Consider the following 25,853-nt stretch of genomic DNA (forward strand, 5'->3'; position numbering starts at 1 on the left):
AATGGGATCTCGCAAGTGTTGGACCGGCATTGACGGCTTGCGCGCGATCGCCGTCCCATCGGTCATCACCTTTCACTACGGCTCAATCGTCCCCCGCCGCTTTATCGGCAGAGATGTCTTTTTCGTCATCAGCGGGGATTTAATTACGTCTCAGCTCGTCCGCGAGATCCCCGCGCGCACGTTCAGCCTGCTCAGCTTCTAGCATCGTCGCATTCGGCGCAATCTGTCCTAGATAACGAGAGGGGAGTTCGCTGAGCTCATTGGGCTGACGGAAGCGCTTGCGCAGAAGCCAGACGCAAAGCCCGAGGCGTCGCGCACACCGTACGAATGAAGGGGCCTTGGCCTCCGCGACAGTGCCGAATAAAGCTAGGTGTTGATCTGGAAAGCCCGCGCTAGTGACGCTCGTTGTATTGATCTTGCAACGCAGTGTCGTTGCTTATGATGAGAGCTTCCGGATTGGCTAAAAGTGATGTCATAAAAACTGACGACCGTGTTCGAGGTGAATCAGTGCATGGAAGGGCGCGTTGGGCTTTGTATGTTTTCCGACAGGGGTTCCTTGAGCTTTGCGCTCCCGACCGTTGGTACTAGCAAAGACGATTGTCACTTTTGGGCTTGTCCCAGAAAGATTGCGCGACGCGCCGGACGGTGCTCGACAATCACGCTCTTTAGGCGTTCTCGCGCCAGGACCTGGGCCCCGTTTTACGACGGCATAGCATTTGCAGAGCTGAGGATTATCAACTTGAGGCCGCCATCATCGAGCTTCACCGGATGAGGGGAGCCGCGCTCGCGAGCCGTCCTCTCAGGAGTGCCTGTGATACCATCTGCCAACTGGTCTGCGGGCCTGCTCGGGACTCGGCTCGCATTTTTTGTGGCCGGCTTCGGCCTCGCGGCCTGGGCGCCCTTGGTGCCGCTCGCGAAGGAGCGGCTCGAGGTGGATAACCGCGTGCTTGGTCTTCTGCTACTCTGTCTCGGAGCGGGGTCCGTCATCGCTATGCTTTTGACCAGTGTGTCGAACGCGCGCTACGGCAGCAAGCCCATCATTATCGCGAGTGGGCTTGGCATCGCGCTCATCCTGCCGTGGCTTGCAGTTGCCGGCACACCTCTCAGCCTCGGTGCCATGCTGTTTGCTTTCGGTGTTTCACTTGGTTCCATCGATGTAGCCATGAATATTCATGCGATCGAATTGGAGCACGCCGCTGGACGTCCATTGATGTCCGGCTTCCACGCCCAGTACAGCATTGGCGAATTCACCGGCTCTGCCGCGGTGACCACGGTTCTTTCGTTGCAGTGTGGCCCGCTTATCTCGACGTTAGTCTGTTCGGCCTTAATGATGATCGCGGTTATATCAGCTTGGCCGCGGTTGCTCGCCATGGGTTCGAGACGGCAGGAACCGTTGTTTGCCTTGCCCGATCGCAGTGTTTTGCTAGTAGCCGTACTCGCGGCTATCACCTTTCTCGTCGAAGGTGCAATGCTTGATTGGAGTGCTTTGCTTCTCGTTGGGCAAGGCCTGCTCGCAGAGGCCCACGGCGGCCTTGGTTGTATGCTCTTCTCAATTGCGATGGCCGCAGGCCGTCTCAGCGGAGATACCATGGTAGCTCGACTTGGCGACCGTACCATGTTGATGCTGGGGACCGTGCCAATCTTGATCGGCTTCTTGGCCGTGGTGGCCGCGCCGATTGCGTTGATTGCCATGGCGGGGTTCGTGCTCATTGGATTGGGTGTTTCAAATGTTGTACCCGTACTGTGTCGACGTGCCGGCAAGCAGAAAGTGATGCCCGTAGGCGTTGCGATTGCGGTCATCACCACAGCAGGGTATGCTGGTATACTGGTCGGTCCTGCCAGCATCGGGCTCGTCGCACACATGGTCGGCTTGCCGTTGGCGTTCGCGATGTTAGGTGTGCTCATGTGCATCGCGACGCTGTCGGCGCGGATGGTGATGGCAGAGTCTCTCTAAGCGTCGGCCCAGAGGGAATCGCGCCGCGCGTCGAGCTAATGGCCGGTCGCAAGGCGGCGTTCGTGCCGGGCGTCGATAGCTCGCAACTTGATCGGCGTAGAACAGCACGTCGATCATCCCTCCGTCCCTGCAAGTCGGCTTTGGTACAACAGGGCACTCGGTGCTGGGCGTCCCACCGAGCGTCGTTGTTAACGAACTGGGTTAGCTGTGCGGCGAGTTGATTATCTGCGTGAGCGGCTAGCGCGGCTATGTTGGCACATTTACCGCCGAGTAATTCTTGGATCGGCCCTGCGCCCGCTTGTCGGGACATTCGGTTACTCTGGCCGTCCATCTGCTGTCGGCGAGATACGCCCGATACGCCAACTGAATGCCTTCCTGCAGTGAGGTCTGGGCGCGCCAGCCGAGCCTGCCCAGTCGGCTGACGTCGAGCAACTTGCGCGGCGTGCCGTCCGGGCGCGAGGGGTCGAAGCTGATCTCGCCGCGAAAGCCGATGGCGGCTGCGACCATGAGTGCGAAGTCTGCGATGGTAATGTCCTCGCTGGTGCCGATGTTGACCAGTTCCGGCGAGGAGTAGGTCTTCATCAGATGGATGCAGGCGTCGGCGAGATCGTCGACATAGAGGAATTCGCGGCGCGGCGTGCCGGTGCCCCACACCACGACACTGCCGGCGCCCGAAACCTTGGCCTCGTGGAAACGGCGGATCAGGGCGGCCACGACATGGCTGTATTCGGGATGGTAATTGTCGCCGGGACCATAGAGATTGGTCGGCATCACGCTGATGAAGTCCGAACCATACTGGCTGCGATAGGCCTCGGCCATCTTGATGCCGGCGATCTTGGCGATCGCGTAGGGCTCGTTGGTCGGCTCGAGCGGGCCGGTCAGCATCGAATCCTCGCGCAGCGGCTGCGGCGCGAGCCGCGGATAGATGCAGGACGAGCCGAAGAACATCAGCTTCTCGCAGCCATTGGCGTGAGCCGCCTGGATCACATTGGTCGCGATCGCCAGATTGTCGTAGAGGAACTCGGCCCGCAGCGTGTTGTTGGCGACTATGCCGCCGACCTTGGCGGCGGCGAGGAACACGGCCTGCGGCCGCTTCGCGGCAAACCAGCCATTGACCGCGGCCTGGTCGCGCAGATCGACCTCGCTGCGCGACACCGTCAAGAGATCGGCCTGTTCGGGCGCCAGCCGGCGCAGCAGCGCCGAGCCGACCATGCCGCGATGGCCGGCGACGAAAACCGTCTTGCCCTTCAGTTCAAACGCCGTGCTTGCCATTGGCTGCATCCTGCCTGGCCTCGACGAGATCGCTGGCGACCATTTCCTTCACCAGTTGCGCGAACGGCGTCTTGGGCGCCCAGCCGAGCTTGGCGCGCGCCTTGCTGGCGTCGCCGATCAGAAGATCGACCTCGGTCGGACGGAAATAGCTCGGATCGATCTGCACCAGGGTGTTGCCGGTGGCCTTGTCGACACCGATCTCCTCGACGCCCTTACCGCGCCATTCGATACTGCGGCCGACCTCGGCGAATGCCAGCTCGACGAATTCGCGGACCGAACGCGTCTCGCCGGTTGCCAGCACGAAGTCGCCGGGCTCGTCCGCCTGCAGGATCCTGTACATGCCCTCGACATAGTCGCGGGCATGGCCCCAGTCGCGCTTGGCATCGAGATTGCCGAGATAGAGCTTGCCCTCCAGGCCGGCCTCGATGCGGGCGACCGCGCGCGTGATCTTGCGCGTCACGAACGTCTCGCCGCGGATCGGGCTCTCATGGTTGAACAGGATGCCGTTGCTGGCGAACATGCCATAGGCCTCGCGGTAGTTCACCGTGATCCAGTAGCCGTAGAGCTTGGCGACGCCATAGGGCGAGCGCGGATAGAACGGCGTGGTCTCCTTCTGCGGGACCTCCTGCACGAGCCCGTAAAGCTCCGACGTCGAGGCCTGGTAGAACCGGGTCTCCTTTTCCATGCCGAGGATGCGGATCGCCTCCAGCAGGCGCAGCACGCCGATCGCATCGGCATTGGCTGTGTATTCCGGGCTCTCGAAACTGACCTGGACGTGGCTCTGGGCGGCCAGATTGTAGATCTCGGTCGGCCGGACCTGCTGCACCAGCCGGATCAGATTAGTCGAATCGGTCATGTCGCCGTAGTGCATCAGGAACGGCACGTTGCCGGCGTGCGGATCTTGGTAGAGATGGTCGACGCGCGCGGTGTTCAGCGAGGACGAACGACGCTTGATCCCGTGCACGGTATAGCCGAGCCCGAGCAGATATTCGGCGAGATACGCGCCGTCCTGCCCCGTCACGCCGGTGATCAGCGCAACGCGCCGCTTTGAGTCCTGAGCCGCCATGGTCTCTCTTAGCTGCGCTGGAAAGAAAGCGTCCCTTCGAATCGTCTTTTGCGAGACGGGCTTCTCGAGAAATCCGCCGGCGCACTTCACTGGCAATCAGAGGAAACCTATCTTTAGATCTAGTCATACACATCGTGCAGGAATGCACACTATATACATTGATTTATATCGTGCTGGAGGGGGAATACCATCGAGCCTCAAAACGAAAGCCAACGTCGGTTATGTGCAAACGTCAATGAGATAGGCCGAAGTCTGTGTCCTCTATCTTTCATTGGGCGCATGCGTGCATTCGCTCGGTGTAACCATTGCGCAAGAGGGTGACTTGCTGAAGCCGCGGTAGTTGATGCATTCGTCTGAACTCTGGCACGTAAGCAAGAGCACGGCGAGCCTGCGCATCAATAACGATTGCCCAACAAAATGCCCCGATCCTTCTTCTGAACGGAACTTGTAGCCTGAGCCGCTGGATCATCGACGACGATCATCGCTTTTCTGCTGGCGGCCCGCTCGTCAGCAGCGGATGGTTGACGCAAGCACGAAATGTGAGAACGCAGCAAACGTTGGTATAGTTCTTCGAACAAGTTCGATATCGAAAGCTTACGTCCGTACAATGGAGCTTCGGTACCAATCGTCTAGTCTCATCCCGACCAACATAGCTGGAAACCGTCGGAGGCTGATGAGCCTATTATACCAGCGCGACAAACCCTAGAACGGTTGGGTGAATGCGAGAGCAGGAAGTTGTAAGGTGACGCCACACGACTTGCGCGACGTATCCTTGCGGCGGCCTTATGCGGCAACGACGCCATCGTCTCTATCCAGAGAAAGTCAGTTTTTGTCGAAAGCGAATTTCATGACCAGATTTCCTGTCGGGGACGTCAGGCTCTTTGAACTCGGGCGGCATTAATCGATATGTGTGGAATTGTCGGCATCTTGGGGCGTGGTCCAGTCGTCGGGCAGTTGGTCGCTTCACTCAAGCGATTGGAATATCGTGGCTACGACTCAGCAGGCCTTGCGACGCTCGAAGGGCTACGTATCGAGCTCCGGCGGGCTGAAGGTAAGCTGAGAAACCTTGAGGAGCGGCTGCGCTATTGTCCGCCCGAGGGGCGCACCGGTATCGGTCATACCCGCTGGGCGACTCATGGAAAACCGACCGAGAGCAACGCTCATCCGCATGCGACGGAAAATGTCGCGGTCGTTCATAACGGAATCATTGAAAACTTCCGCGAGTTGCGAGCCGAGCTGGAGCGGGATGGGGCCAACTTCTACTCAGAGACGGACACCGAGGTGGTGGCGCATCTCGTCGAATCTTATCTCAAGAATGGCTACTCGCCGCAGGATGCAGTACAAGCTTCGCTGCCGCGGCTGCGCGGAGCCTTCGCGCTTGCATTCCTCTTCAAGGCCCACGACGACCTTATGATCGGTGCGCGCAAGGGATCGCCCCTCGCGATTGGACATGGCAACGGCGAAGTATACCTAGGATCAGACGCGATCGCGCTCGCGCCCTTGACCGACACCATTACCTATCTCGAAGACGGCGACTGGGCCGTGCTTACCCGCGCGATCTGCGTGATCTATAGCGCAGACGGCACCGTCGTTCAGCGGGAGACATCAAAGCCCGGCGTATCGTCACTGCTTGTGGATAAAGAGAACTATCGCCATTTCATGGCCAAGGAAATTCACGAGCAGCCGAGAGTAGCCTGCAAAACACTGACGCATTATCTTGATACCGCAGGCGAGCGCGTAGCTCTGCCGCTCACATTGCCGTTCGATTTTAACTCCATTCAGCGTATCTCAATTACTGCGTGCGGAACGGCAAATTATGCCGGTCACATCGCCAAATACTGGTTCGAGCGGTTGGCTCGCTTGCCTGTCGAGATCGACGTAGCATCCGAGTTCCGCTACAGGGAGGCGCCTTTGCGCGAGGGCGATCTCGCGATCGTCATCTCGCAGTCCGGCGAAACCGCTGACACGCTAGCTGCGTTGCGATACGCCAAAAGCCAGGGCCTGCACACGATCTCTGTGGTTAACGTCCCTACGTCGACGATTGCGCGCGAGAGCGAATCCGTGCTGCCGACGCTGGCGGGGCCAGAAATCGGCGTCGCTTCTACGAAGGCATTCATCTGCCAGTTGATGGTATTGGCGGTGCTTGCCGTCGCAGCAGGAAAAGAGCGCGGTAAGCTGTCAGAGATCCATGAATCGAAGTTCGTGCGCGAGCTCATTGAAGTGCCGCGGTTGATTGCTGCGGCGCTGTTGATCGAGCCGCAGATCGAAAAGCTCGCGGGTGATATCGCCAACTCAAGGGACGTGCTGTATCTCGGCCGTGGCACGTCCGCCCCCCTGGCGTTGGAAGGCGCACTCAAGTTGAAGGAAATTTCCTATATCCACTCAGAAGGGTATGCCGCCGGCGAACTCAAACACGGACCGATTGCCTTGATCGATGAGGCCGTGCCTGTGGTGATGATTGCGCCTTACGACGAGCTCTTCGAGAAGACCGTATCGAATATGCAAGAAGTTGCAGCTCGCGGCGGCAAGATCATCCTGATCACCGATGCGAGGGGCGCTTTGGAAGCAACGCTGGACACACTCATGACCATTGTGCTGCCGGAGATGGTCGCAAACTTTACGCCGATGGTCTATGCCATTCCGCTTCAGCTCTTGGCTTACCACGTCGCCCTGGTAAGAGGAGCGGATGTAGATCAGCCACGTAATCTCGCCAAATCGGTGACTGTCGAATGAAGCCGCAGAGCCTCCCGCCAAGGTATCGGGCTGTTGGATTTGCGTTCCGTTCCGTTGGTTGTGGATGACGGAGCAGGACAAGTCCTTGATCCAGTTGAATCCGAAGTTGCTCGTAGTTTCTGCTGGTTGCTCGCTCAGGCAATGCCATCGCCGCCGCCCCGGGGCTCCGCCGATCGGCCAGACGGTAAGTCTCGATGGAGAACGATTCCCGGCATCAACGGGTCAATCATAGCCCGATCAGTTGGACGAGCAGATTGATTCTTACTTGGATCGTAACCCTAACTAACGCGATGGGAGCGAGGCCCGCCTGCCCACAGGGCCAAATCAGACTGAAGCCGATTCAGAACGGATGCTCCGCATCCTCGCAAAGCCAACGAGCAGACCAGCGTAAAGAGCTCCGGGCTGCTTCGTCGCAGCTGGCTCATTGGCAGGGCGTAGGCGCGGCAACTTACTTTTTCCAAATGCCAGCATGCGAGCCATCTCGGCCAACTTGTATATACACTTCGACCGGGGGCTAGGATTAACGGCCCAGTTTTTCCGTTGAATCCAGCGTAGCAGCGGCCCATTCGATCCGACTTGGGTTTCACACGCCCTGCGCACCCCTCCCACCTGCCACGCGTCATCAAAGGATTGTCCGAAACCTGACATTCCCGCGCAGCATATTGAAGACCTCGAATCAGGTGCGGGCGGCTGGTCGCGACGAAAGGAGCGGTGTTCCGGCTGTATCTGCGGCCAGCGAGTGGGCCATTATCTGCCCTGGGGACAGCCGATCGGTTCGTGTACCAGGATCGCCCCAGCGCTGCAGCGATGGGGGATTTACCTCGACTGGCTAATCCGGTTGGTGGACCAGCGATCGCGACGGACGCTTATCGCAGAGCCGCGGATCGGATCGACCAGAAGAACACCCCTCATTTTCGGCATGGGAATTGCTGGCCCGCTCCTCGAACGAGCCGCTGCCAGCACATGTTTGGTAGTGCGACTCCGCAGGAGAACCCTCTCCAATTTCTATCACTGCAACACTCGCTTCGGGAATAGGACTGTGCAGCTGCAAACCTCAGTGCCGCAACTCCAGCAACGCAATCATGGTGCGTCGGCTTGCCCGGCTAGGCGTCCTTCCGTCCCACCAGGGAGGATTGAAATGAGTGAGCGGGATGTGGCCGAAATCGATCTTCACAACCTCCACGTCTTGGATCCACTGATTGGGAAATGTCAGCAGTTGGTAAGGGAAGTGGCAATTCCCTACCAATGGGAGGTGCTGAACGATCGCGATCCAGAGGCGGTCCCGAGCCACGCGGTGGAGAACTTCCGCATCGCCGCCGGAGATGCAAGAGGCGAGTTCCATGGAACGGTTTTTCAGGACAGTGACGTCGCAAAATGGCTGGAGGCGGTTGCTTGGTCGCTATGCCAGGCACCCAATCCAGAGCTGGAGAAGGCCGCCGACGAGCTGATTGAATTGATTGCAACCGCCCAATGTGGCGATGGCTATCTTAACACCTATTTCACATTGAACGCGCCTCGGGAGCGCTGGAGCAACCTAGCAGAGTGCCACGAGCTTTACTGCGCCGGCCATTTGATTGAAGCGGGTGTCGCTTTCTTTCAGGCGACGGTAAACGGCGATTGCTCGAGGTTGGTTGCAGACTTGCTGACCACGTCGACAGAGTCTTCGGCCCGGAGCGCGATCAGCTACATGGCTACGATGGCCACCCGGAAATTGAACTTGCGTTAGTGCGTCTTTACGAAGTGACGCATGAGCAGCGATATCTCGCGCTAGCCAATTTTTTCGTGGAGCAACGGGGCTCGGAGCCCCATTTTTACGACATTGAGTACGAGAAGCGCCGGCGATCCTGTGCGACCAAATCAGGCGGCCCGCCATGGATGTTGAGAAACAAAGCATATAGCCAAGCGCATTTGCCGCTTTCGCAGCAGCGGACTGCCACCGGCCATGCGGTTCGCTTTGTATACCTCATGACCGGGGTAGCTCATCTTGCCTGGCTGCGTCAGAACGATCAGCAACGTCAGATTTGCGTACGGCTGTGGCAAAACATGGTGCAGCGCCAGATCTATATCACCGGCGCCATCGGCTCGCAGAGCGCGGGCGAAGCGTTTAGCTGCGATTACGATCTGCCGAATGATACGACGTATGCGGAAAGTTGCGCGTCCATTGGCCTAAGGATGTTTGCGCGTCGGATGTTGGAGATGGAGCTGGATGGTCACTATGCCGACGTGATGGAGCGCGCGCTCTACAATACCGTTCTCGGCAGTATCGCATTCGACGGTCGTCATTATTTCTATGTTAATCCGCTCGAAATGCATCCCAAAACGCTGAGGTCCAATGGCATTTATAATCATGTCTCGCCGGTGCGAAGGCACTGGTTTGGCTGTGCGTGCTGTCCACCGAACATCGCACGTCTTTTCGCATCGATTGGTCATTATATCTATACACCCCGCGCCGATGCGCTCTATGTAAATCTCTACGTAGGCAATAGGGTGGAAATACCGGTCGGCGGGACTAAGCTGCGACTGCTCATGAGCGGCAACTATCCCTGGAAAGACGAAGTGGAGATCGCCGTCGAATCCGCGCTGCCAATTTCCCACACACTCGCTCTGCGCCTACCACAATGGTGCAGCGCGCCGGAGGCGAGTCTGAATGGAGAGCGTATCGATTGCGAGCCCCGAAGTGGCTATTTGCATATTCACCGGACATGGAGGCAGGGAGATCGCGTCAAACTATTGCTGCCGATGCAAGTACGTCGCGTTTACGGCCATCCGCAAGTTCGTAATTTGGCTGGCAAGGTGGCCATAGAGCGTGGCCCGCTAGTTTATTGCCTTGAGGAAGTCGACAACGGGACCGAGTTACACAACGTTTGGCTTCATGCAGGCAGCCGTTTTTCCCTTGTCGACGGAACTGGTCTCTTCAACGGCAAGATTTTGCTGCAGGCGGACGGAGCGCGACTTCAACACACGCAATCCGAAGAAGCGCCACTTTATCATTACGACAGGGTGCCTGGACAGCTAGAACCGAAGCGGTTGACATTCATCCCCTGGTTCAGCTGGGCGAACCGCGGTGAAGGCGAAATGCGGATTTGGATAAATGAGCGCTGACGCTGACAAGGGGCCTGCTGCCATGAGTCGCAATTAGCTAGGCGATATCGCCGGTCAAAGCCAGGACGTCGCCAATCTATTTAAGTCAGCCCGTCCTCGAGCTCCACTGAACTATCGAAACGAAGAACAGGATATCAGGCGGTGCGACGAGCCGTTGGAACGCGAACGAGCCGCTTGAATCAGCAGGCCAACATCGAACGACCCAGTTGTTGGTGAAGAGGCATTCTCGGACTTGCTCTCGGCCTTATCAAGCCAACTAAATGCCGATGGCTTGAGCGTGTCAGCCGTGAGTGTTTTGAAGCAAGCACGGTGACAAGCCAGAGTGAAGTACGATTAGAGGGATCCACGTCAGGTTTTCGTAAGCCAGGCTGCCTATCAGCTCCACACGGCCTAACAGGCCTTGGCAGGTCGGAGGGACCTGAACAAAATGCGACATCGATAGGAGTCTGGTCGTCATGTACAATGGAATTAACAACTGGTCGGGTGTTCCATCCGATGATGAGTATCATCACTCAGGCAGTCACGGGAATGCCGACGACTTTTCCGACGCGTTCGCTAGAATGCGATTGCACGAGTCCGGTGCCAGCTCATCGTCGCAGCCGAATTATTATCTCAGCTCAAGCCCTCCTGTCATTGAAATCGACCAAGCCAGATTCCGGCGAGAGGTGAGGAACTTTCATGGCGACGAAATCAATCATATCGCCAACAATCCGCAGGAGTACTCGGAATATGTATCCGAAAGAGCCAGGCGCACGGCGGATGTCGCTAGCAATTTTGGGATCCGAAGGGATTCTGACGCCGCCCGATATTACAGCTACCAACTAGGAAACAGGAGCGTCGGTCTTCAAAGAACGGAAGCGGGATTTTCCATGGAGAGTGAGTTCTACAGCCAACAGTGGCGAGAACGGTTCCCCGGACGCACTGACGTCACCTCGATCGTGGATTTTCAGGTTGCTCATCCGCTCGTCGGCAACGCTGGCGATATTCTGCTCGAGCACCAGCTACGGCAAGACGGCGAACGGCCGCTGGTGAACTGGCGTCCTGCTAATGACGAAGCGAGAACTCGTGCAGAACAAATGGGCTTCGTTGAAGTGGATCAAAATGATATGGTGCTCGATCCCAGCCAGTCCAGCCAATGGCGATACAGGGATGGTGGATGGCAGCGTGCAACCAGTTCTTCGAGGTATCTCTCCAAAGTGGAGAGCGATACCGAATCTTCTTCAGAGCCCGACTCGGATGGAGACTTTATGTGACGTGAGATCTGCACCTCCATGAAAGGAGGTGCAGGAGCGCAGATAAACCAACACCTGCGGCTTACGATCGAGCCCAGGACTGAACGAAGCCGAATCCAATTCGGCTCAATGCGTGAGGTGCACCGTGGCTCACCGCACCGCGGCGGTTACGAGAGTTGGTTGGCTATGAATAGCGCAGCAGAAAACCCCGGCTTGCAGCCGGGGTTTTCGACTGCCGCCAGACGGCACGAGCGGATTGCCTATGGCAGGCGCGAGCGTCATCGTGTCCGCTTCCGGCCATTTAACGCGTCGACCGTGAAGAGCGGCTAAGCGACTGAGGTGAGATTGCATTATTCGTTGTGGCCTGTTTTGGGGCTGCAGAAGTTTGATGTTTCGGGCATCGGAACCCTGCAAATTCATTTTCAGGAATCGGTCGAATCGCCAGTCATGATTCCGTGCTCGCATCGGAGGTGGCGATGCGACCGAAGAAGCCCAAAGCAACGGGATCGGGCGATCTGTTCCGGGCCAGGGATCATCAACATGAAGCACGAGCTGTTTCAGCTCGCCGGCAGGGTGGGTTGATTGGGACTGGATCGACGGCGAGATCTCGCCGCTCTATAGCGAGAACGGTCGACCGGGGACGGCGACCGCTTCATGATCGGGCTGCTGCTGCTCAAGCACATTTACGGCCTGTCCGATGAGAGGGGCGAGCGCTGGGTCCACGACCTATATTTCCAGTACTTCACCGGCGAAGAGTTCTTTCAGCATGCGTTCCTGCACAAGCGCTCGGACCTGAGCCACTGGCGCAAGCGGCTCGGCGACAAGCCGGAGCTGCTGTTGGCCGAGAGCCTGCGGGTGGTGCACGAGGCCGGCGCGTTGCCCAGTCAGGACTTCAAGCGGGTCACGGTCGATACCGCCGTGCAGCCGAAGGCCATCACCTTCCCGACCAATGTCAAGCTGCTGCACGCGGCGATCAATGGGCTCAACCGCCTGGCGAGGAAGCATGGGGTCAAGCTGCGGCAGTCCTATCTTCGCATTGCCAAGACCGCGGCCATGATGGCGGGACGCTACGCCCACGCCAAGCAATTCAAGCGGCATCAGCGGCAGTTCGCATCCTGCGCAGCCGGTTGGGCCGGATCATCCGCGATATCCGCCGCAAGATCGAAGGCCTGGCCGTACTCGAGAACACCTTCGCCCTCTCGCTCAGCCGGCTTCCCAGATCCGCTCGCAGCAGCAGCGCCAGCGCGGCTGAAAGCTGTATTCCTTCCATGCTTCCGAGGTCGAGTGCAGCGGCAAGGGCAAAGCAGCCGCGCCTTACGAGTTCGGTGTCAAAGCCTCCATCGTCACCAACAACCGCCGGGCTCCCGGCGGCCTGTTCGTGCTGCATGCCAGTGCGCTACCCGATAACCCGTACGACGGTCGCACCTTGCGGGACGTAATCGATTGCACCGAGACACTCACCGCCTGTGCGATCGAACGGGCCTATGTTGACAAGGGGTACCGCGGCCATGACGCATAAAATCCCCGCCGGGTCTTCATCTCCGGCCAGAAGCGCGGCGTCTTCGGGGTCACCAAGCGCGAGCTGGCGGCCGCTCCGCCATCGAAGACCGATGGTCACCTCGGCCGCTGCGACCTCAAACGCCGCGCCGGCGATGCCGCCAACGTCATCCTCTCCGCCGTCCGCCACAACTGTAACGAGAGGATCTTACATAAGATCGTCATCTAGACTAGCTAGCGCCGCTCTTCGCGAAATCTTCAGTAACTAAGCGGCCTATTGCGGCCCGCCGCCGGAAGAGAGCCTGGTGTTTTTGAGCGAGATACCGCTTAGAGTACAGCTGCGTCGCCCGGCTTCGCTCCTACTGAGCAGCCGATCCGGTGCGCAATCCAATAGATGGAGTTGCTCGCATCCGGCGATGGGCTACGTCAGATCAGAACAAGATGCGCCCGGCCGCCGCTGGCGGCCGCGCGTTTCCCTTGAGTATCTGGACGGCTTGGCTGCGGAGGTCTTGTACACCATCTAACATGTGCAGGGGTTGGGGAGCGTCGAGGAGGCCGCTCTAAGGGTGGTCTGAAGAAAGCACGGAGCGATGGCAGGCAGGGAAAAATGCGGCGACTGGCGCTGTGGCGGAAGCAGCTCGCGCAGAACTTTCGCGCTTGAGCTTTGTCGAACACCCTCTGCGCAATGTTCCCCGAAGTGCCAAAAAGAAGGGACGAGCGGAGCCTAGAAGTGCCAAGTACTCCGACCCTTGGTGGCAACGTCGTTCTGAGCGGCCTGATGCCTGGGCAGCTCACGGGCCAAGAAGGCAATGCGACATCGACTGGCGCTGGGCCACCTGATTTCGCACAGGCCGCTTCAATAAGATCGTACCGAGCTCGCGACCGGATCTCGACATTCGGGCTGAAATGACTCGCTGCCGGCTGATCGTTTCAAGTGCATCCTCCGTTGCGGTTTTCTTTCAGTGCGGCATCGAGGTGCTCGATCAGTGCATGTCCGGCGAAGGGCTTGGCCAAAAAGCCAACCGCTCCTGCGCTCAGAGCTGAGGCGCGCACGCGATCGTTCGGAAAGGCAGTAATGAAAATGAACGGCACCCCGTAACCGCGATTCCGCACTTCCGCCAGCAGATCCAAGCCGCTCATAACCGGCATCTGCACGTCCGTAATTACGCAGGAGGTCTCCTTCAACCGCGGCGATCTCAAAAAGTCCTCCGCCGATGTAAACGTTTGAACGATGTAGCCGCGCGATTTCAATAGGTTCTCCGTCGCCGCACGGACGGATGCGTCGTCGTCTACGACAGAAATCAAAGGCGTGGACAAGACGATCCCTCCTGGCGCGGGACTAACGGCTGCCGAGGCATTAGCCACCCTGGATGAAAAGTGGGCTCGAGGGACGAAATTGTAAAATCATACTTAGGTTTGTTCAGGACGATTGGCGCCGATCCCCAGAGTCTCAGCCATTCTGATCAGATCGGCCAGCGAGCGGGCACGCATCTTCCTCATTACGTGTCCCCGGTAGATCTTGACCGTAATCTCGGCGAGCCCAAGCTCAGCGGCTACCTGCTTGTTCATCAGGCCGGAAGCGACCAGCTTCATCACCGCTTGTTCGCGCGGGCTTAGGGTCTCAAGAAGGGACTGCAGGTTTGCGACGGTTTGCTGGGCCTCCCGTCTTTTGCGGTCGCGCTCGGTCGCGGCGATCACCGCGTCAAGCAATTCCTGATCGCGAAACGGTTTGGTAAGAAAATCGACCGCGCCTCCTTTCATCGCCCTGACGCTCATGGGAATGTCACCATGGCCGGTAATGAAAATGATCGGAATATGTATGTTCAACTTCGCCAGTTCGGTTTGGAACTCGAGGCCGCTCAAACCTGGGAGCCGGACATCAAGAACCAGACAGCTAACAACATCCGGAAGTGCGTTCTGCAGCATTTCGCGGGCCGATCCAAATGCAACGACGTCCAATCCTACCGATTGAAAAAGGTTGGTGAGCGACCGACGCATGGAAATGTCATCCTCGACGACGAAGACCATGGCCTTTGTCGAAGCCTCGGGATTGCTTGACGAGTCAAAGCGTCGCGTCATGAGACGATCTCCTCATGCAACGGCAGGGCAAACTGGAATGTCACGCCCGGCTCCTGCTTGCGCACCACTGACAGCCGTCCTCCGTGAGCCTCAACGATCGACCGGCAGATCGAAAGACCCATTCCAAGGCCGCTGGATTTCGTGGTGAAGAAAGGCTCTAGCACGCGGTCCGCATCATCTTCGGCGATCCCGACGCCCCAGTCTGTCACGGCCACCTGCACATGCCCCATATCGTCCATAGACGACTGAATCAGCAACTCACGCTTTCGATCCCTAACTGCGTCCATGGCTTCGATCCCGTTCATCACCAGATTGATGATCACTTGCTGCAGCTGAATCCGGTCACCCAGAATCGTAGGCAGCGCTGCCATCAGCTCGGTTCTTAACGCCACCTGGTGGCTCACAAGCTCTCGGGTCACCAGCGCAATGACGTCTCTAACAACCTCATTGATATCGAGCCGCACCATCTCGATCTCGCCTTTCTTCGCAAGAGCGCGCACGCGACGGATCACTTCGCTTGCCCGTATTGCGTCTTCGATGATCCACTCAACCGAAGAGCGCGCCGCCGATAGATCGGGAGTTTCGCGGCCCATCCAGCCAAGGCACGCGTCGGCGTTGCTGATGATTGCGGCGAGTGGCTGGTTAATTTCATGGGCAATGGAGGTTGTCAGCTCTCCTAACGTTGTTACACGTGTCACATGCGCAAGTTCCGCATGTGCCTTTCGCAACTGTTGTTCGGCTTGAGTTGCGCGAATAATGGCGGTGATGTCGGTGCTGACGCCGCGGTAACCGAGGAACTTGCCGTTCGTATCGAAAAAGGGCTTGCCACTCGTCCGAACGTAGATCGGAGATCCGGTCCGGTTGACAGTACGGTAGATGAGATCCCGGAACGGCAGATGCGCCTCCAGTGTAGCCCGGTGCTGCTGCCACTTCTCAGGTTCCTCTTCGACATCGCACGCAATGTCCCAGCGGAGCAGGCCCATCAATCCTGTCGCTAAGATTCCCGCAGCGCTGGTGTGCTCGGATAAGCGCGTAACCCGGTGATCCGGCCCCGTCTCCCAGAGCCAATCGGAAGCCGTCTCGGCGTAATCGCGAAAGCGCTGCTCGCTTTCGCGCAGCGCAGCCAGTGTGTTTTCCAGGCGCTCTCTGGCGGCGTATTGCTCGGTCACATCCATATGCGTTCCGATCAGTTCGCTCACGCAACCATCGTTGCCGAGTACGATGTGCGCAACGGAGTGTATGCGCCTTATCCCGCCGTCTTTTAGAAGGAGTCGAAAATCATACTCGAAGCGATCTTCCTTGAGCTCGATAGCCTGGCGCTGCACCTCCTGGAGCCCGGGGAGATCGTCTGGATGGATGCGCGAGCGAATGGTCTCTATTGATACAGTCTCTTGCGGATCAAACTCAAACAGACGATCGACCTCGGCGGAGCGATACACAAAATCGAGCCCACGAACGTCCCAGGACCAACTGCCCGTGTGGCTGAGATGCTGGGCTTCGGCGAGGTAGGCTTCACTGCGGCGCAGCTTCTGCTCTGCTTGTCGCTCCGCGGTAACATTCGTCGCTGCTCCGACAAATTCAATATCACCGCTGGCGGTTCTCGTGGCTCGTGCCCGCGCATGGATGTGCTTCACGGAGCCGTCCGGCAGCAGCAGCCGGTATTCATGTTCGAAATCCTTCAGATCTCGCATCGCCCGATCAATGACCTCTTGAACCGAAGCCCTATCATCTGGATGGGTGCGCTCGACGACGAGGTGCGGCGACGGAACGGTCTGCGGGTCCAACTCAAATATTCGAAACGTCTCCTTTGACCAGAAGACCTCGCCGGTGACAACGTTCCAGCCGAAGCTGCCCGTATTGCTCAGCTCCTGCGCCTGGGCCAAATGTGCTTCGCTCCTCTGCAGGGCAAACTCGGTCCGCTTCCGTTCCGTGATATCTTCGCAGGATATCAGAACAATAGGCCGATCATCAGCCCACAGCATGGCTTTGGCATTTTCACGTACCCACAGTACCGAGCCATCGTTCCTGACCTTCCGGGCCTCCCAGGTTCGCGATTGACCAATATCTTCAAGGCAGGCGCGAATGCATTCGCGAGCTAACTCGCGATCCTCCTCCAGAAAGACTCCCAGGATGGAATGGCCGATCAGTTCGGAACGCGCATAGCCGAGCTGTGCCGCGCCGAACGTATTGGTATTGAGGACGGTACCGGCTTCGTCGACCATGACGTACATCGCTGGATTGTGTTCAAAGATTGCTTGCCAGCGTTTCTCGCGGTCCTCCAGATCGGCCGCGCTGATCCGGAGCTTGGCTGCGGCCTCACGCGCGGCTTGGCTTTCTTGGCGGACCTTTCCGATCAGGTGCGTTCCGATGATCGAGACAATGAAGAACGCAACGACCACCGGAAGATCTTGTGGATCATCGATCCGCAGACTGAACGCTGGCGGCGCAAAGTAGTAAGCGAGAGCTGCGATGGCCACGACACAAAGCGCGGATGACGCGATGAGGCTGCCCATCAACGAAAACAGCAATACGACTAACAAATAGGCGAACGCCGTCGCAGCGAACGGCGCGTGAAGGTACAGGCAAGCCAGCGTTACTACGGCTAACGTTATGCTGCCGAAGGTAAACTGAGGTGCTGAAACTTTCAAGCTGCTGATCTGGCTAGGCATTTTTATATCGTCCGGCCTTTTCTCCGGCGGGAGAGCTATAACATTTTAGGCAAAAATAAGGCAATCCTTTCCGTGCCGACAGACGCTCGTGCGCGGTTCCGAGATTGATTGCCTAGTGTTGAACTCAGCACGCGCCGAAGGAAGACGCATTACAAACGTACGTATAGTTGTCCTAAACCTTTCAATATTGCGCGCTGACCTCTGTACAATCGAGGCTGGGTTGTCGGTCTTCCCTCCGCCGCCGGTGACCTCGGGGCAGGCATTCGAGGCTGCGGCCGAGGACCGCCGCCGCGACCCAGTGGCATCCACGACGAGGACAAGGACTTCAGTTCAGCCAGGACGTCGCGGCTGAAAAAGCAGCCCCCTTATCGAACCCGGAAAGGGCAGGTGCAAGCTGCAGGACCACGCATCTCGCGATCGATCATGCGGAAGGGAGCGTAATGTGATGTGCCGAGATAGCAAGGCGAACTTATGCAACTGCTATCTATGCCTCGCGGCCATGTACGCCCAGGCTCGGTGCCGACGAGCCGTCAGCCGGAATCCAGAGCGAGTATATGAGGGCCGAGCCGACACTTGCTTCTGCGAGCCGCCTCGTCTCAGTCAAGGTGACAATCTAGTCCACGCTGATCACATCCATCGGATCTGATACGCACCGTAGTACTAAGTTGCACGCGGAAGATGCTACCGCCACGTCGGCCGGGCGAGGCAAGTGTGTTGACCACGCACATGGGCATTTGTGGGCAGGCCAACACCTTGGTCCGTCACGCTGGATACGTTCCTTCGTAGTCTTCCTGCCTGGCTCGGCAATGTTGCACGGGCGCTCGGCTGGCCAGAAGCCTGACCTCGAAGGATTACGCTTGAAAATAACTTTCTAAAACTGCGGCTCCTCATCGCGTGCGGTCACCCCTCCCCGGCGACCGCCGGGGGCGTAACGCGGAGCAAGAGCTGCGTTCTGGGATGCCGTGGGAGAAAGCTCCGATTCGCAGATCAGGCACGGTGCCGACTTGAACTACGAAGTATCGTAAATGCGGTTGCGCTTGAATTCGACGCGTCTTGCAATGACGGCGACCAACATTCGGGGTCTACCGCCCTGTGTCGAAAGTGGTAGGCCGGTCAAGCCGGGCCTGCAACGTCGCGTGCTCTAGCTCGCCTTCCCACCAGGATACGAACACGGCTGCAATGCCATTGCCAGTGATGTTGGTAAGGGCGCGTACCTCGCTCATGAACTTGTCGATCGAGAACACGATTGCCATACCCGGTACTAGCGCTGGGTTGACGACCGACAATGTTGCGGCGAGCGTGATGAAGCCCGCGCCGGTGACGCCGCTTGCCCCCTTGGAGGTCAGCATTGCCACGAGCAAGATCGTGAGCTGTTGGCCAAAGGTGAGATCGACTCCGAGCGCTTGGGCAATGAACAATGTGGCAAGCGTCATATAAATGTTGGTGCCATCGAGGTTGAAGGAGTACCCAGTTGGGACGACCAGGCCGACCACGGGCTTGGAGCAGCCCAGCCGCTCAAGCTTCTCCATCAATTGCGGCAGCGCGCTTTCCGAGGACGAAGTGCCGAGCACGATCAAAAGCTCGTCCTTGATATAGACAATGAACTTGAAAATCGAAAAGCCGACAATGCGTGCGATAACGCCGAGCACCACCACCACAAAAAGCGCAGCCGTCACGTAAAATAGCGCGATCAGACCGATCAGATTGCCGAGCGCTGCCGGCCCGAACTTGCCAATCGTGAAGGCCATGGCGCCGAAGGCCCCGATCGGGGCCGCTTTCATGATGATGCCGATTAGGCCGAACACCGCGTGCGCGACGTCATCAATCATACCGCGCAGCCGCTCCCCGCGTTCTCCTAGTGCCATCAGAGAAAAACCGAACAGGATCGCGAACAGGAGTACCTGCAAAACATCACCGCGAGCGAACGCGCCGACCACGGTATCGGGAATGATGTTGAGGATGAAATCGACGCTCTTAGACGCTTCCGCTTGCTTGACGTAATTGGCGACCGCTGCCGCGTCCGGCTTGAGTGCAAGGCCACGACCGATTTGGATCAGATTACCCATAATAAGGCCCAATAGCAGCGCAAAGCTGGAGACGATCTCGAAATAGACCAATGCCTTGACGCCCACGCGACCGACTTTCTTTGCATCCTGAATGTGCGCGATGCCGGATGCAACGGCGCAAAAGATGATCGGTGCGATCACCATCTTGATGAGTTTGATGAATCCGTCACCGAGCGCCTTGACCCAATCGTTGGTCGCGACAGATGGCCACAGCCAACCGACCAAGGCACCAACCACGATGGCAATCAACACCTGGACGTAGAGGATCTTATACCAAGTCTGCGACGCGCGCGCGGGTGCCGCGGTTGCCATGGTGGTCATGACGCTTCCTTCCCGAATATGCACGAATGCAAGCCGCCGCGTCGTTGAGAGGCGACAGCATTCATGCGAGGCTCGTTGTTTTAGCCGTGTCGAGTGAAGACGATCCGAGAGGCGGCGCGTCATCCCAAAGGCAGGCGTTCAGTTACGTTATCTTTTTTCGCTAAGCAAGATATGCACCAGATGTCCGATCTGCGGCGAATCAAGTGTCCGCGGATAAGCCGTCTCTGGCCATTGGCTCGGTCCAGGTGCTCGGACCACGGTTGCAAGCCCGAACATGACGTTGCAGCATAATGCGTATCTTTGGTCGGCCGGGGGTAGCGCGGGCTCGTCTCGACCTAGAAGCTTGGCGTGATCGGTATGCGCCGACTGATGAGACTGATGCAACACTGCGTGAGATTGGTAAAATCGATAGTTTCGATCGTAGGCATTCACACGATGGAAGTCTGGCACATCAGAAGATCTGAAACCCGATTGCCTCCAAATTCTGTGATGGAGGCGCCACATTTTCGCTAGCGGCAAAGCATGTCCGTTCGCGGGGCATTTGTCTCCAGGTGAAGTGACCGCACAGTTCAGCAGAAGGCGGACATCTGGGAGCCCGCAGAGGTCGTCCAAGAAGAAGGAATCTTATGGCCCTTGAGAGTCCTGCCGTGTGTTGCCGAGTTCAGCGGCAACGTGGCCCCTCAAGACGGGGCTACCGTCGTCGCTGCTCGACGCGCGGTTGGCCAGAAATGGGAATACCGCACATGCTCTATAGCTCCCGCATGTGGGCGCGCACTACAGAGCCGAATCGTGGTTTGATAAGAATCTCCGAGCACAGCGCATGCGGCGCGGAGCAAGAGGAATGGGCGCGCTGATTCCGTCGTTTTTTTATCGGATTGTCCAAGCATGCACGATGCTTGAGCAACGCGCCTTCACGCTATCCATGCACCCCGGGGGGCTGCCACTATCGCAAATCGCGCAGAGGCGCGCTTCGGCAATTGGTGCGCCGCGGGTGTGGCGTTTGCACCATCGACATCGTCAAGACCGACGCTGATCTTGACCACCGTGACGTCTTCTTCGGCGAGTCGCAGAAACGCGCGAACGAAAAGATATTCGCGCCCGAAGCACTATCACCTACGGCACCTCCCGGACGCTCTGTAGGCTCGCTGCAAACCGTTCTTGGCGGCAGGTCCCGGTCCCAGCGCAACTAGCTGCATGTCGCAAGGTTATGCGGCCGCTGATTATGGTGCGCACATGATTGCCGGATGGAGGCATCTCTGCTTGATGGTCGTTTCCGGCACTGTCAAGCAAAGGCATTAATTCCGATATCCTTGCTACCAGCCCGCGTCCATTATCGTAAATGGAAATGGGGCGGGTTGTGCTCGCGCTCAGCCGCGCCCGCGTTCGAGCGAACTTTAAGCGGCCGGGGCACTTTTCGAAACAGAATCCACTTGAGGATCGCGTCGATTGATCATCAAGCGCCGTAAGATCCAATAGCAACCCTGAGGGTGTCAAACTCCGCCAGTCATTGTGCGGTCGCTGTCTGCTCGGGAACAAAGATGCCGGAAACCTGACAGAGCGCAGGATCAACTCCACCGCGAACTCGTCGTCCGTGCGTATTTTTTTCACGTTGGGCCTAGGGTGCACCAGATTGCGCAAGCGGCACAGGGATTGCTGGACGATGAGCGAGGAGCTGCCGCCGTCAAGATCGGTCCGTCAAGATCGGTCGAAGCGGCCCCGTAACAGGAGTTTCCTATGAAGCTTGCGACGCTGCTCTTGGTTGCGAGAACGACGCACGTCAACGTGGTGGCCGCCACGAAGTTCCGCGCGACTAAGAGGCGCTGTGGGCCCCATGCCTCGGCGCGCCGGACCTGCAGGCGATCACTGCCCCGAGACGGCGGCCGTCTCTCGTTGGGGAGCTGACGGCGATGAATGCGTTTTCGGCAGAGATTTGGCAATCCGTTGCGCTTACGGTCGAGCTCGCCAGCGTGACGACCATGATCCTCCTGGTGATTGGTGCGCCGCTCGCGTGGTGGCTAGCGCGTTCAAAGACTGCTCTGCGCGAGGCCGTGGCAGCGATCATCACGCTGCTGCTGGTGCTGCCGCCGACGGCACTCGGTTTCTGCGTCCTCGTGCTGCTCGGCCCCAGCGGGCCGGGCGGGCTTCTCGCTTCTTTCTGGGGCGAACGCTCGCTCGCCTTTACCTTCGCAGGAATCGTAGTCGGATCGGTGCTCTCGGCATTGCCTTTGGTGGTGCAGCCAATCCGCAACGCCTTTGTTGCGATGGGCGGCCCTCCGCTGGAAGCTGCGGCGCGGGTTTCTCCATTGTATGCCTTCATTACAATCGGTTTGCCGCTGGCGCGATTGGAGTTTGTCAAAGCCGCTGTGATTGGCTTCGCTCATACGATCGGCACATTTGGCGTCGTGATGATGATCGGCGGCAATATTCCCGGGCGCACTAAGGTGTTGTCAGCCTACGTCATAGACTACGTCCAAGCATCACGCTGGCGCGAGGCGAGTGTGGTTGCGGGCGGTATGGTGATGTTCGCTTTTGCAGTCATCTTCACTTTAGCTCTCCTCGACAGACGCTGTGCCAGTAGAAGCACATGAGCGTAGGCACGCCAAGCCGGATCGAGGGGCTTTCCGCTTGCCAAACCAGACTTGCCAGAGCTGGAGCAGCCCAAGCCAGCTCCGTCTAATGGCGAGGATAGAATGAACAAGCTTGTTATGGCCGCAGCGGTTGCTGGAATCAGTTTTAATTCAGTGCATCCAGCGCCTCTGCCCGAGGTCATGGCCGATGATGTCGGAGTTTCTCAGCAGCGTCTTGCCAAGCTAGACGAGTTCTTCGCTCGTGAGATCGAAGACAAACGCGTGCCGGGCGCGGTGGTTGCAATCGCCCGAGACGGCAAGCTGATCCACTACAAGGCGTACGGCCAACTTGATCCTGCAAAAGGATCGTCGATGCGGCTCGATGCGATGTTCGCGCTCGCATCTATGACTAAGCCGATGGTGGCCGTTGCCGGCCTCACCCTCATGGAGCAAGGTCGCCTGCCTCTACGGGGCAGGCTTACGGACTATTACCCGGAATTCGCAAACATGAAGGTGGCGGTGCCACGGCCTGACGGTTCGTTAGAATATCTAGGGCAGAGTTCTCCGATCTACATCCACGATCTCTATCGACACACATCAGGTCTCACCTATGGCGCGCCTCCAGATAGCCCAGACCAAGTGGCGCGTCTCTACCCGGAATTTGCAGCCCCGCCGGTAAAGGGCGACAAGCAGGCTTTCATCCATGCCATTACCAAGTTGCCGCTAGCCCGCCAACCGGGGACGGAATTCGAATACGGCTTCTCAACCGACGTGCTCGGAGCTGTCGTGGAACAGGTCAGCGGACAACGATTGGGTGACTATCTTGCCAAAAACCTGTGGAAGCCGATCGGCATGCAGGATGCCACCTTCCATTTGTCCATATCGCAACGCGAGCGCCTCGCGCATCCGTTTCCAGACGACCCGCTGACGGGAAAGCCACAAGAGATCGAGCTCCTCGAGAGTCCGACAAAGTTTGACTGCGGAGGAGCCTGCGCGTTTGCGACAGTCGGTGACTACGTGCGCTTCGGACAAATGTTGCTCAACGGTGGGGAGCTCGATGGGCAGCGCATTCTCGGCCCGAAGACGGTGCGCCACATGATCTCCAACCACCTCGGGCCGGAGATCAGGAATAAGGTCTCCAATGTGGAGGCACATCGTGCCGGCTTCGGCTTTGGACTCGGAGTGGCTGTACGCATAAGAGAGGGTCTCTCGGCGGTTCCGGGCAATCCAGGTGAGTTCACCTGGACCGGCGCTTACGGAACACAATTCTTCTGCGACCCAAAGGAACGTCTGGTCGTGGTGGTCGGAACGGCCGCGCCCGGAGAAATCCGGAAGTACTATCGCGAACAAGTCCAGTACATCGTCTATGCCGCAATAATTCGATAGTTCGCCCGGCGTTGAAAGAGCCCGACGACAGTTTGGGGTGGTTGGAAACCGGTGAGCTGGACACCGATGACTGAACGTCAGCGCCGGCTCCCACTATCCTCGGCCGGATTGCGCGGTGCTAGGACGAACGCGACGCCTCCGCATCGCGAAGCGATTCTCGAGGCGAGTGCGGTGTCGTGATACGCTAAGAGGACCGCGGCTTGCCATCGATTGGCTCGCGCGGTGCGCTCCTAGACTCAAGAACATCCAGCCCTTCGCACCCGATCCCGTGGTGATGCCGTGCGTAGCCACATTGCAAGACAGACAGATCGGATCGATCCGCCTTGCAAATTAAAGCATGTGCGCTGCACGACTCGGTATCGCCCTCTGTTCGGCGCTGGGCTGCCACTTTGGCGTGTTTCCGCAGTCGGACAAGGACGCGGTCGACCCCCAATTGGTCCGCGGAGAACAAGTCTGATTGAGACGGACGGCTGGCGCGGTGCTCGTCACCTGCTCCACTCCTTTTAGTTAGGGCATGCGCGCGCGTGTTCCGACGCAAAAGCGAGTATGACGTGGTCGCCAGGATTGGCAAATCATTGTGCTGCTCTGTTCAAGTTCTCACATCGACGTTCAAAGCCCGACATCACTGGCATGACAGGGCTCGACGGCGCGCGCCTGGGGCTTGCTGGTTCGCCCGCCGATAGGGCAAGAGTCGAAAGGCTGGTTTGGCCACCCGGTCAAGCGTTGCGCTCCGATGGCCTGTTTCTTGCTGCTGCGTCAGCAGTTCGTTACTGCCGACGACGACTCACATGGAAGGGTTCATGGGTGGGGCAACGGAGACGTTTTATAGCGTGATCAGAGGCCAGGGCATCACGCGTCGTAGTTTCCACAAATTCTGCAGTTTGACGGCCGCAAGCTTGGGACTTGGTCCGCTTGCCGCAAGCACTATTGCCGCCGCCCTGGAGACCAAACCGCGCGTACCCGTGATCTGGCTGCACGGGCTCGAGTGCACCTGCTGCTCGGAAAGCTTTATCCGCTCGGCCCATCCGCTGATCAAAGACACGCTGCTGTCGATGATTTCGCTCGACTATGACGATACGATCATGGCGGCGGCAGGAGAGCAGGCTGAAGCCATCCTGGAGGAAGCCCGCGCCAAGTATAAAGGCAGGTATTTGCTTGCGGTCGAAGGTAATCCGCCGCTGAAGCAGGAGGGTATGTTCTGCATCGACGGCGGCAAGCCATTCGTTGAAAAGCTCAGGTCGATGGCTGAAGAGTCGATGGCGATCATCGCTTGGGGCACGTGTGCATCCTGGGGATGCGTCCAGGCGGCCAAGCCCAATCCGACTGGCGCTGCGCCGATCGATCAGGTGATCAAGAACAAGCCGATCATCAAGGTGCCCGGGTGTCCGCCTATCGCAGAGGTCATGAGCGGCTTGGTGACTTTCATCACCACGTTCGGAAAGCTTCCGGAGCTCGATCGCCAAGGGCGCCCCAAGATGTTTTATTCCGAGCGCATTCACGACAAATGCTATCGACGTTCCCATTTCGATGCCGGCCAATTCGTCGAAGAGTGGGACGATGAGTGCGCACGCAAGGGCTATTGCCTCTACAAGATGGGCTGCAAGGGACCAACCACCTACAATGCCTGTTCGGCCCTTCGGTGGAACGGCGGTGTTTCATTTCCGATTCAATCTGGCCACGGCTGCCTGAGTTGCTCCGAAGACGGTTTTTGGGACAAGGGTTCATTTTACGACCGACTCACGACCATCAAGCAGTTCGGCATTGAGAAGAACGCCGATCAGATTGGTATGGCTGCTGCCGGGGTGGTTGGGCTGACCGTCGCCGCCCATGCGGCGGTCACCGCCGTGAAACGGTTGACCAAGCCGGATCGCAGCGCGCCACCCAAGTAAACGAAATTGAGAAGAGGGTA

Annotated in this window: 14 protein-coding genes and 2 pseudogenes; 10 read left to right on the top strand and 6 right to left on the bottom strand. The window is 58.3% G+C overall.

Going from position 1 to position 25,853, the window contains the following annotated elements:
* Position 1: 1 nt before the first annotated feature.
* Positions 2-202: a hypothetical protein gene (locus tag ACVISU_RS28255; protein ID WP_456709045.1), complete on the top strand. Its 201-nt coding sequence runs from the start codon at positions 2-4 to the stop codon at positions 200-202.
* Between the two features lie 612 nt (positions 203-814).
* The gene (locus tag ACVISU_RS28260; protein WP_456710915.1) at positions 815-1,954 is read left to right on the top strand and encodes an MFS transporter; all 1,140 of its coding nucleotides are present in this window, start codon (positions 815-817) and stop codon (positions 1,952-1,954) included.
* Positions 1,955-2,200: 246 nt separating this feature from the next.
* On the opposite strand, the gene ACVISU_RS28265 is transcribed toward ACVISU_RS28260, so the two are convergent.
* Positions 2,201-3,226, bottom strand: a complete 1,026-nt coding sequence (locus ACVISU_RS28265) for a GDP-L-fucose synthase family protein (protein WP_456709046.1) — start codon at positions 3,224-3,226, stop codon at positions 2,201-2,203.
* Positions 3,207-4,292 carry a GDP-mannose 4,6-dehydratase gene (gmd, locus tag ACVISU_RS28270; protein ID WP_456709047.1) on the bottom strand — a complete coding sequence of 362 codons (1,086 nt, stop codon included), beginning with the start codon at positions 4,290-4,292 and terminating at the stop codon, positions 3,207-3,209. Before gmd ends, ACVISU_RS28265 begins: the two co-directional genes overlap by 20 nt.
* Positions 4,293-5,198: 906 nt before the next feature.
* Between gmd and glmS the strand changes: the two genes are divergently transcribed.
* The 5 genes and pseudogenes from glmS to ACVISU_RS28295 form a co-directional block, all read left to right on the top strand.
* Entirely contained in the window at positions 5,199-7,025 is a 1,827-nt protein-coding gene (gene glmS, locus ACVISU_RS28275; RefSeq protein ID WP_456709048.1) for a glutamine--fructose-6-phosphate transaminase (isomerizing), read from the top strand.
* 1,138 nt (positions 7,026-8,163) lie between these two features.
* A pseudogene (locus tag ACVISU_RS28280) lies at positions 8,164-9,392 on the top strand (glycoside hydrolase family 127 protein); the annotation flags it as partial.
* The gene (locus ACVISU_RS28285; protein WP_456710916.1) at positions 9,384-10,127 is read left to right on the top strand and encodes a hypothetical protein; all 744 of its coding nucleotides are present in this window, start codon (positions 9,384-9,386) and stop codon (positions 10,125-10,127) included. The pseudogene ACVISU_RS28280 and the gene ACVISU_RS28285, both read left to right, overlap by 9 nt.
* 455 nt (positions 10,128-10,582) lie before the next feature.
* Entirely contained in the window at positions 10,583-11,380 is a 798-nt protein-coding gene (locus tag ACVISU_RS28290; protein ID WP_456709049.1) for an effector protein NopP, read from the top strand.
* A gap of 455 nt (positions 11,381-11,835) precedes the next feature.
* Positions 11,836-13,049: pseudogene (locus ACVISU_RS28295) on the top strand (IS5 family transposase); the annotation flags it as partial.
* Positions 13,050-13,786: 737 nt separating this feature from the next.
* Here the strand turns inward: ACVISU_RS28295 and ACVISU_RS28300 are convergent.
* From ACVISU_RS28300 to dctA, 4 genes are all read right to left on the bottom strand, one after another.
* Positions 13,787-14,173 carry a response regulator transcription factor gene (locus ACVISU_RS28300; protein WP_456709050.1) on the bottom strand — a complete coding sequence of 129 codons (387 nt, stop codon included), beginning with the start codon at positions 14,171-14,173 and terminating at the stop codon, positions 13,787-13,789.
* A 93-nt stretch (positions 14,174-14,266) separates the two neighbouring features.
* The gene (locus ACVISU_RS28305; RefSeq protein ID WP_456709051.1) at positions 14,267-14,935 is read right to left on the bottom strand and encodes a response regulator transcription factor; all 669 of its coding nucleotides are present in this window, start codon (positions 14,933-14,935) and stop codon (positions 14,267-14,269) included.
* Positions 14,932-17,604: a PAS domain S-box protein gene (locus ACVISU_RS28310; RefSeq protein WP_456709052.1), complete on the bottom strand. Its 2,673-nt coding sequence runs from the start codon at positions 17,602-17,604 to the stop codon at positions 14,932-14,934. Before ACVISU_RS28310 ends, ACVISU_RS28305 begins: the two co-directional genes overlap by 4 nt.
* Before the next feature lie 1,082 nt (positions 17,605-18,686).
* Positions 18,687-19,991 (bottom strand): C4-dicarboxylate transporter DctA, encoded by a 1,305-nt coding sequence (gene dctA, locus ACVISU_RS28315; protein WP_456709053.1) that lies wholly within the window; start codon positions 19,989-19,991, stop codon positions 18,687-18,689.
* 1,907 nt (positions 19,992-21,898) lie between these two features.
* Here dctA and ACVISU_RS28320 point away from each other — a divergent pair.
* The 3 genes from ACVISU_RS28320 (at position 21,899) to ACVISU_RS28330 (ending at position 25,833) form a co-directional block, all read left to right on the top strand.
* The gene (locus tag ACVISU_RS28320) at positions 21,899-22,579 is read left to right on the top strand and encodes a molybdate ABC transporter permease subunit (RefSeq protein WP_456709054.1); all 681 of its coding nucleotides are present in this window, start codon (positions 21,899-21,901) and stop codon (positions 22,577-22,579) included.
* Positions 22,580-22,681: 102 nt separating this feature from the next.
* Positions 22,682-23,944 (top strand): serine hydrolase domain-containing protein, encoded by a 1,263-nt coding sequence (locus ACVISU_RS28325; RefSeq protein WP_456709055.1) that lies wholly within the window; start codon positions 22,682-22,684, stop codon positions 23,942-23,944.
* Positions 23,945-24,744: 800 nt separating this feature from the next.
* The gene (locus ACVISU_RS28330) at positions 24,745-25,833 is read left to right on the top strand and encodes a hydrogenase small subunit (RefSeq protein WP_456709056.1); all 1,089 of its coding nucleotides are present in this window, start codon (positions 24,745-24,747) and stop codon (positions 25,831-25,833) included.
* Positions 25,834-25,853: the final 20 nt, after the last annotated feature.

Source organism: Bradyrhizobium sp. USDA 4452, assembly GCF_054063575.1.

Excerpts from the sequence above, each read along its gene's own strand:
- ACVISU_RS28255 (WP_456709045.1), top strand. The coding sequence starts at position 2 with ATGGGATCTCGCAAGTGTTGGACCGGCATTGACGGCTTGCGCGCGATC.
- ACVISU_RS28265 (WP_456709046.1), bottom strand. The coding sequence starts at position 3,226 with ATGGCAAGCACGGCGTTTGAACTGAAGGGCAAGACGGTTTTCGTCGCC.
- gmd (WP_456709047.1), bottom strand. The coding sequence starts at position 4,292 with ATGGCGGCTCAGGACTCAAAGCGGCGCGTTGCGCTGATCACCGGCGTG.
- glmS (WP_456709048.1), top strand. The coding sequence starts at position 5,199 with ATGTGTGGAATTGTCGGCATCTTGGGGCGTGGTCCAGTCGTCGGGCAG.
- ACVISU_RS28290 (WP_456709049.1), top strand. The coding sequence starts at position 10,583 with ATGTACAATGGAATTAACAACTGGTCGGGTGTTCCATCCGATGATGAG.
- ACVISU_RS28305 (WP_456709051.1), bottom strand. The coding sequence starts at position 14,935 with ATGACGCGACGCTTTGACTCGTCAAGCAATCCCGAGGCTTCGACAAAG.
- ACVISU_RS28310 (WP_456709052.1), bottom strand. The coding sequence starts at position 17,604 with ATGCCTAGCCAGATCAGCAGCTTGAAAGTTTCAGCACCTCAGTTTACC.
- dctA (WP_456709053.1), bottom strand. The coding sequence starts at position 19,991 with ATGACCACCATGGCAACCGCGGCACCCGCGCGCGCGTCGCAGACTTGG.
- ACVISU_RS28320 (WP_456709054.1), top strand. The coding sequence starts at position 21,899 with ATGAATGCGTTTTCGGCAGAGATTTGGCAATCCGTTGCGCTTACGGTC.
- ACVISU_RS28325 (WP_456709055.1), top strand. The coding sequence starts at position 22,682 with ATGAACAAGCTTGTTATGGCCGCAGCGGTTGCTGGAATCAGTTTTAAT.
- ACVISU_RS28330 (WP_456709056.1), top strand. The coding sequence starts at position 24,745 with ATGGGTGGGGCAACGGAGACGTTTTATAGCGTGATCAGAGGCCAGGGC.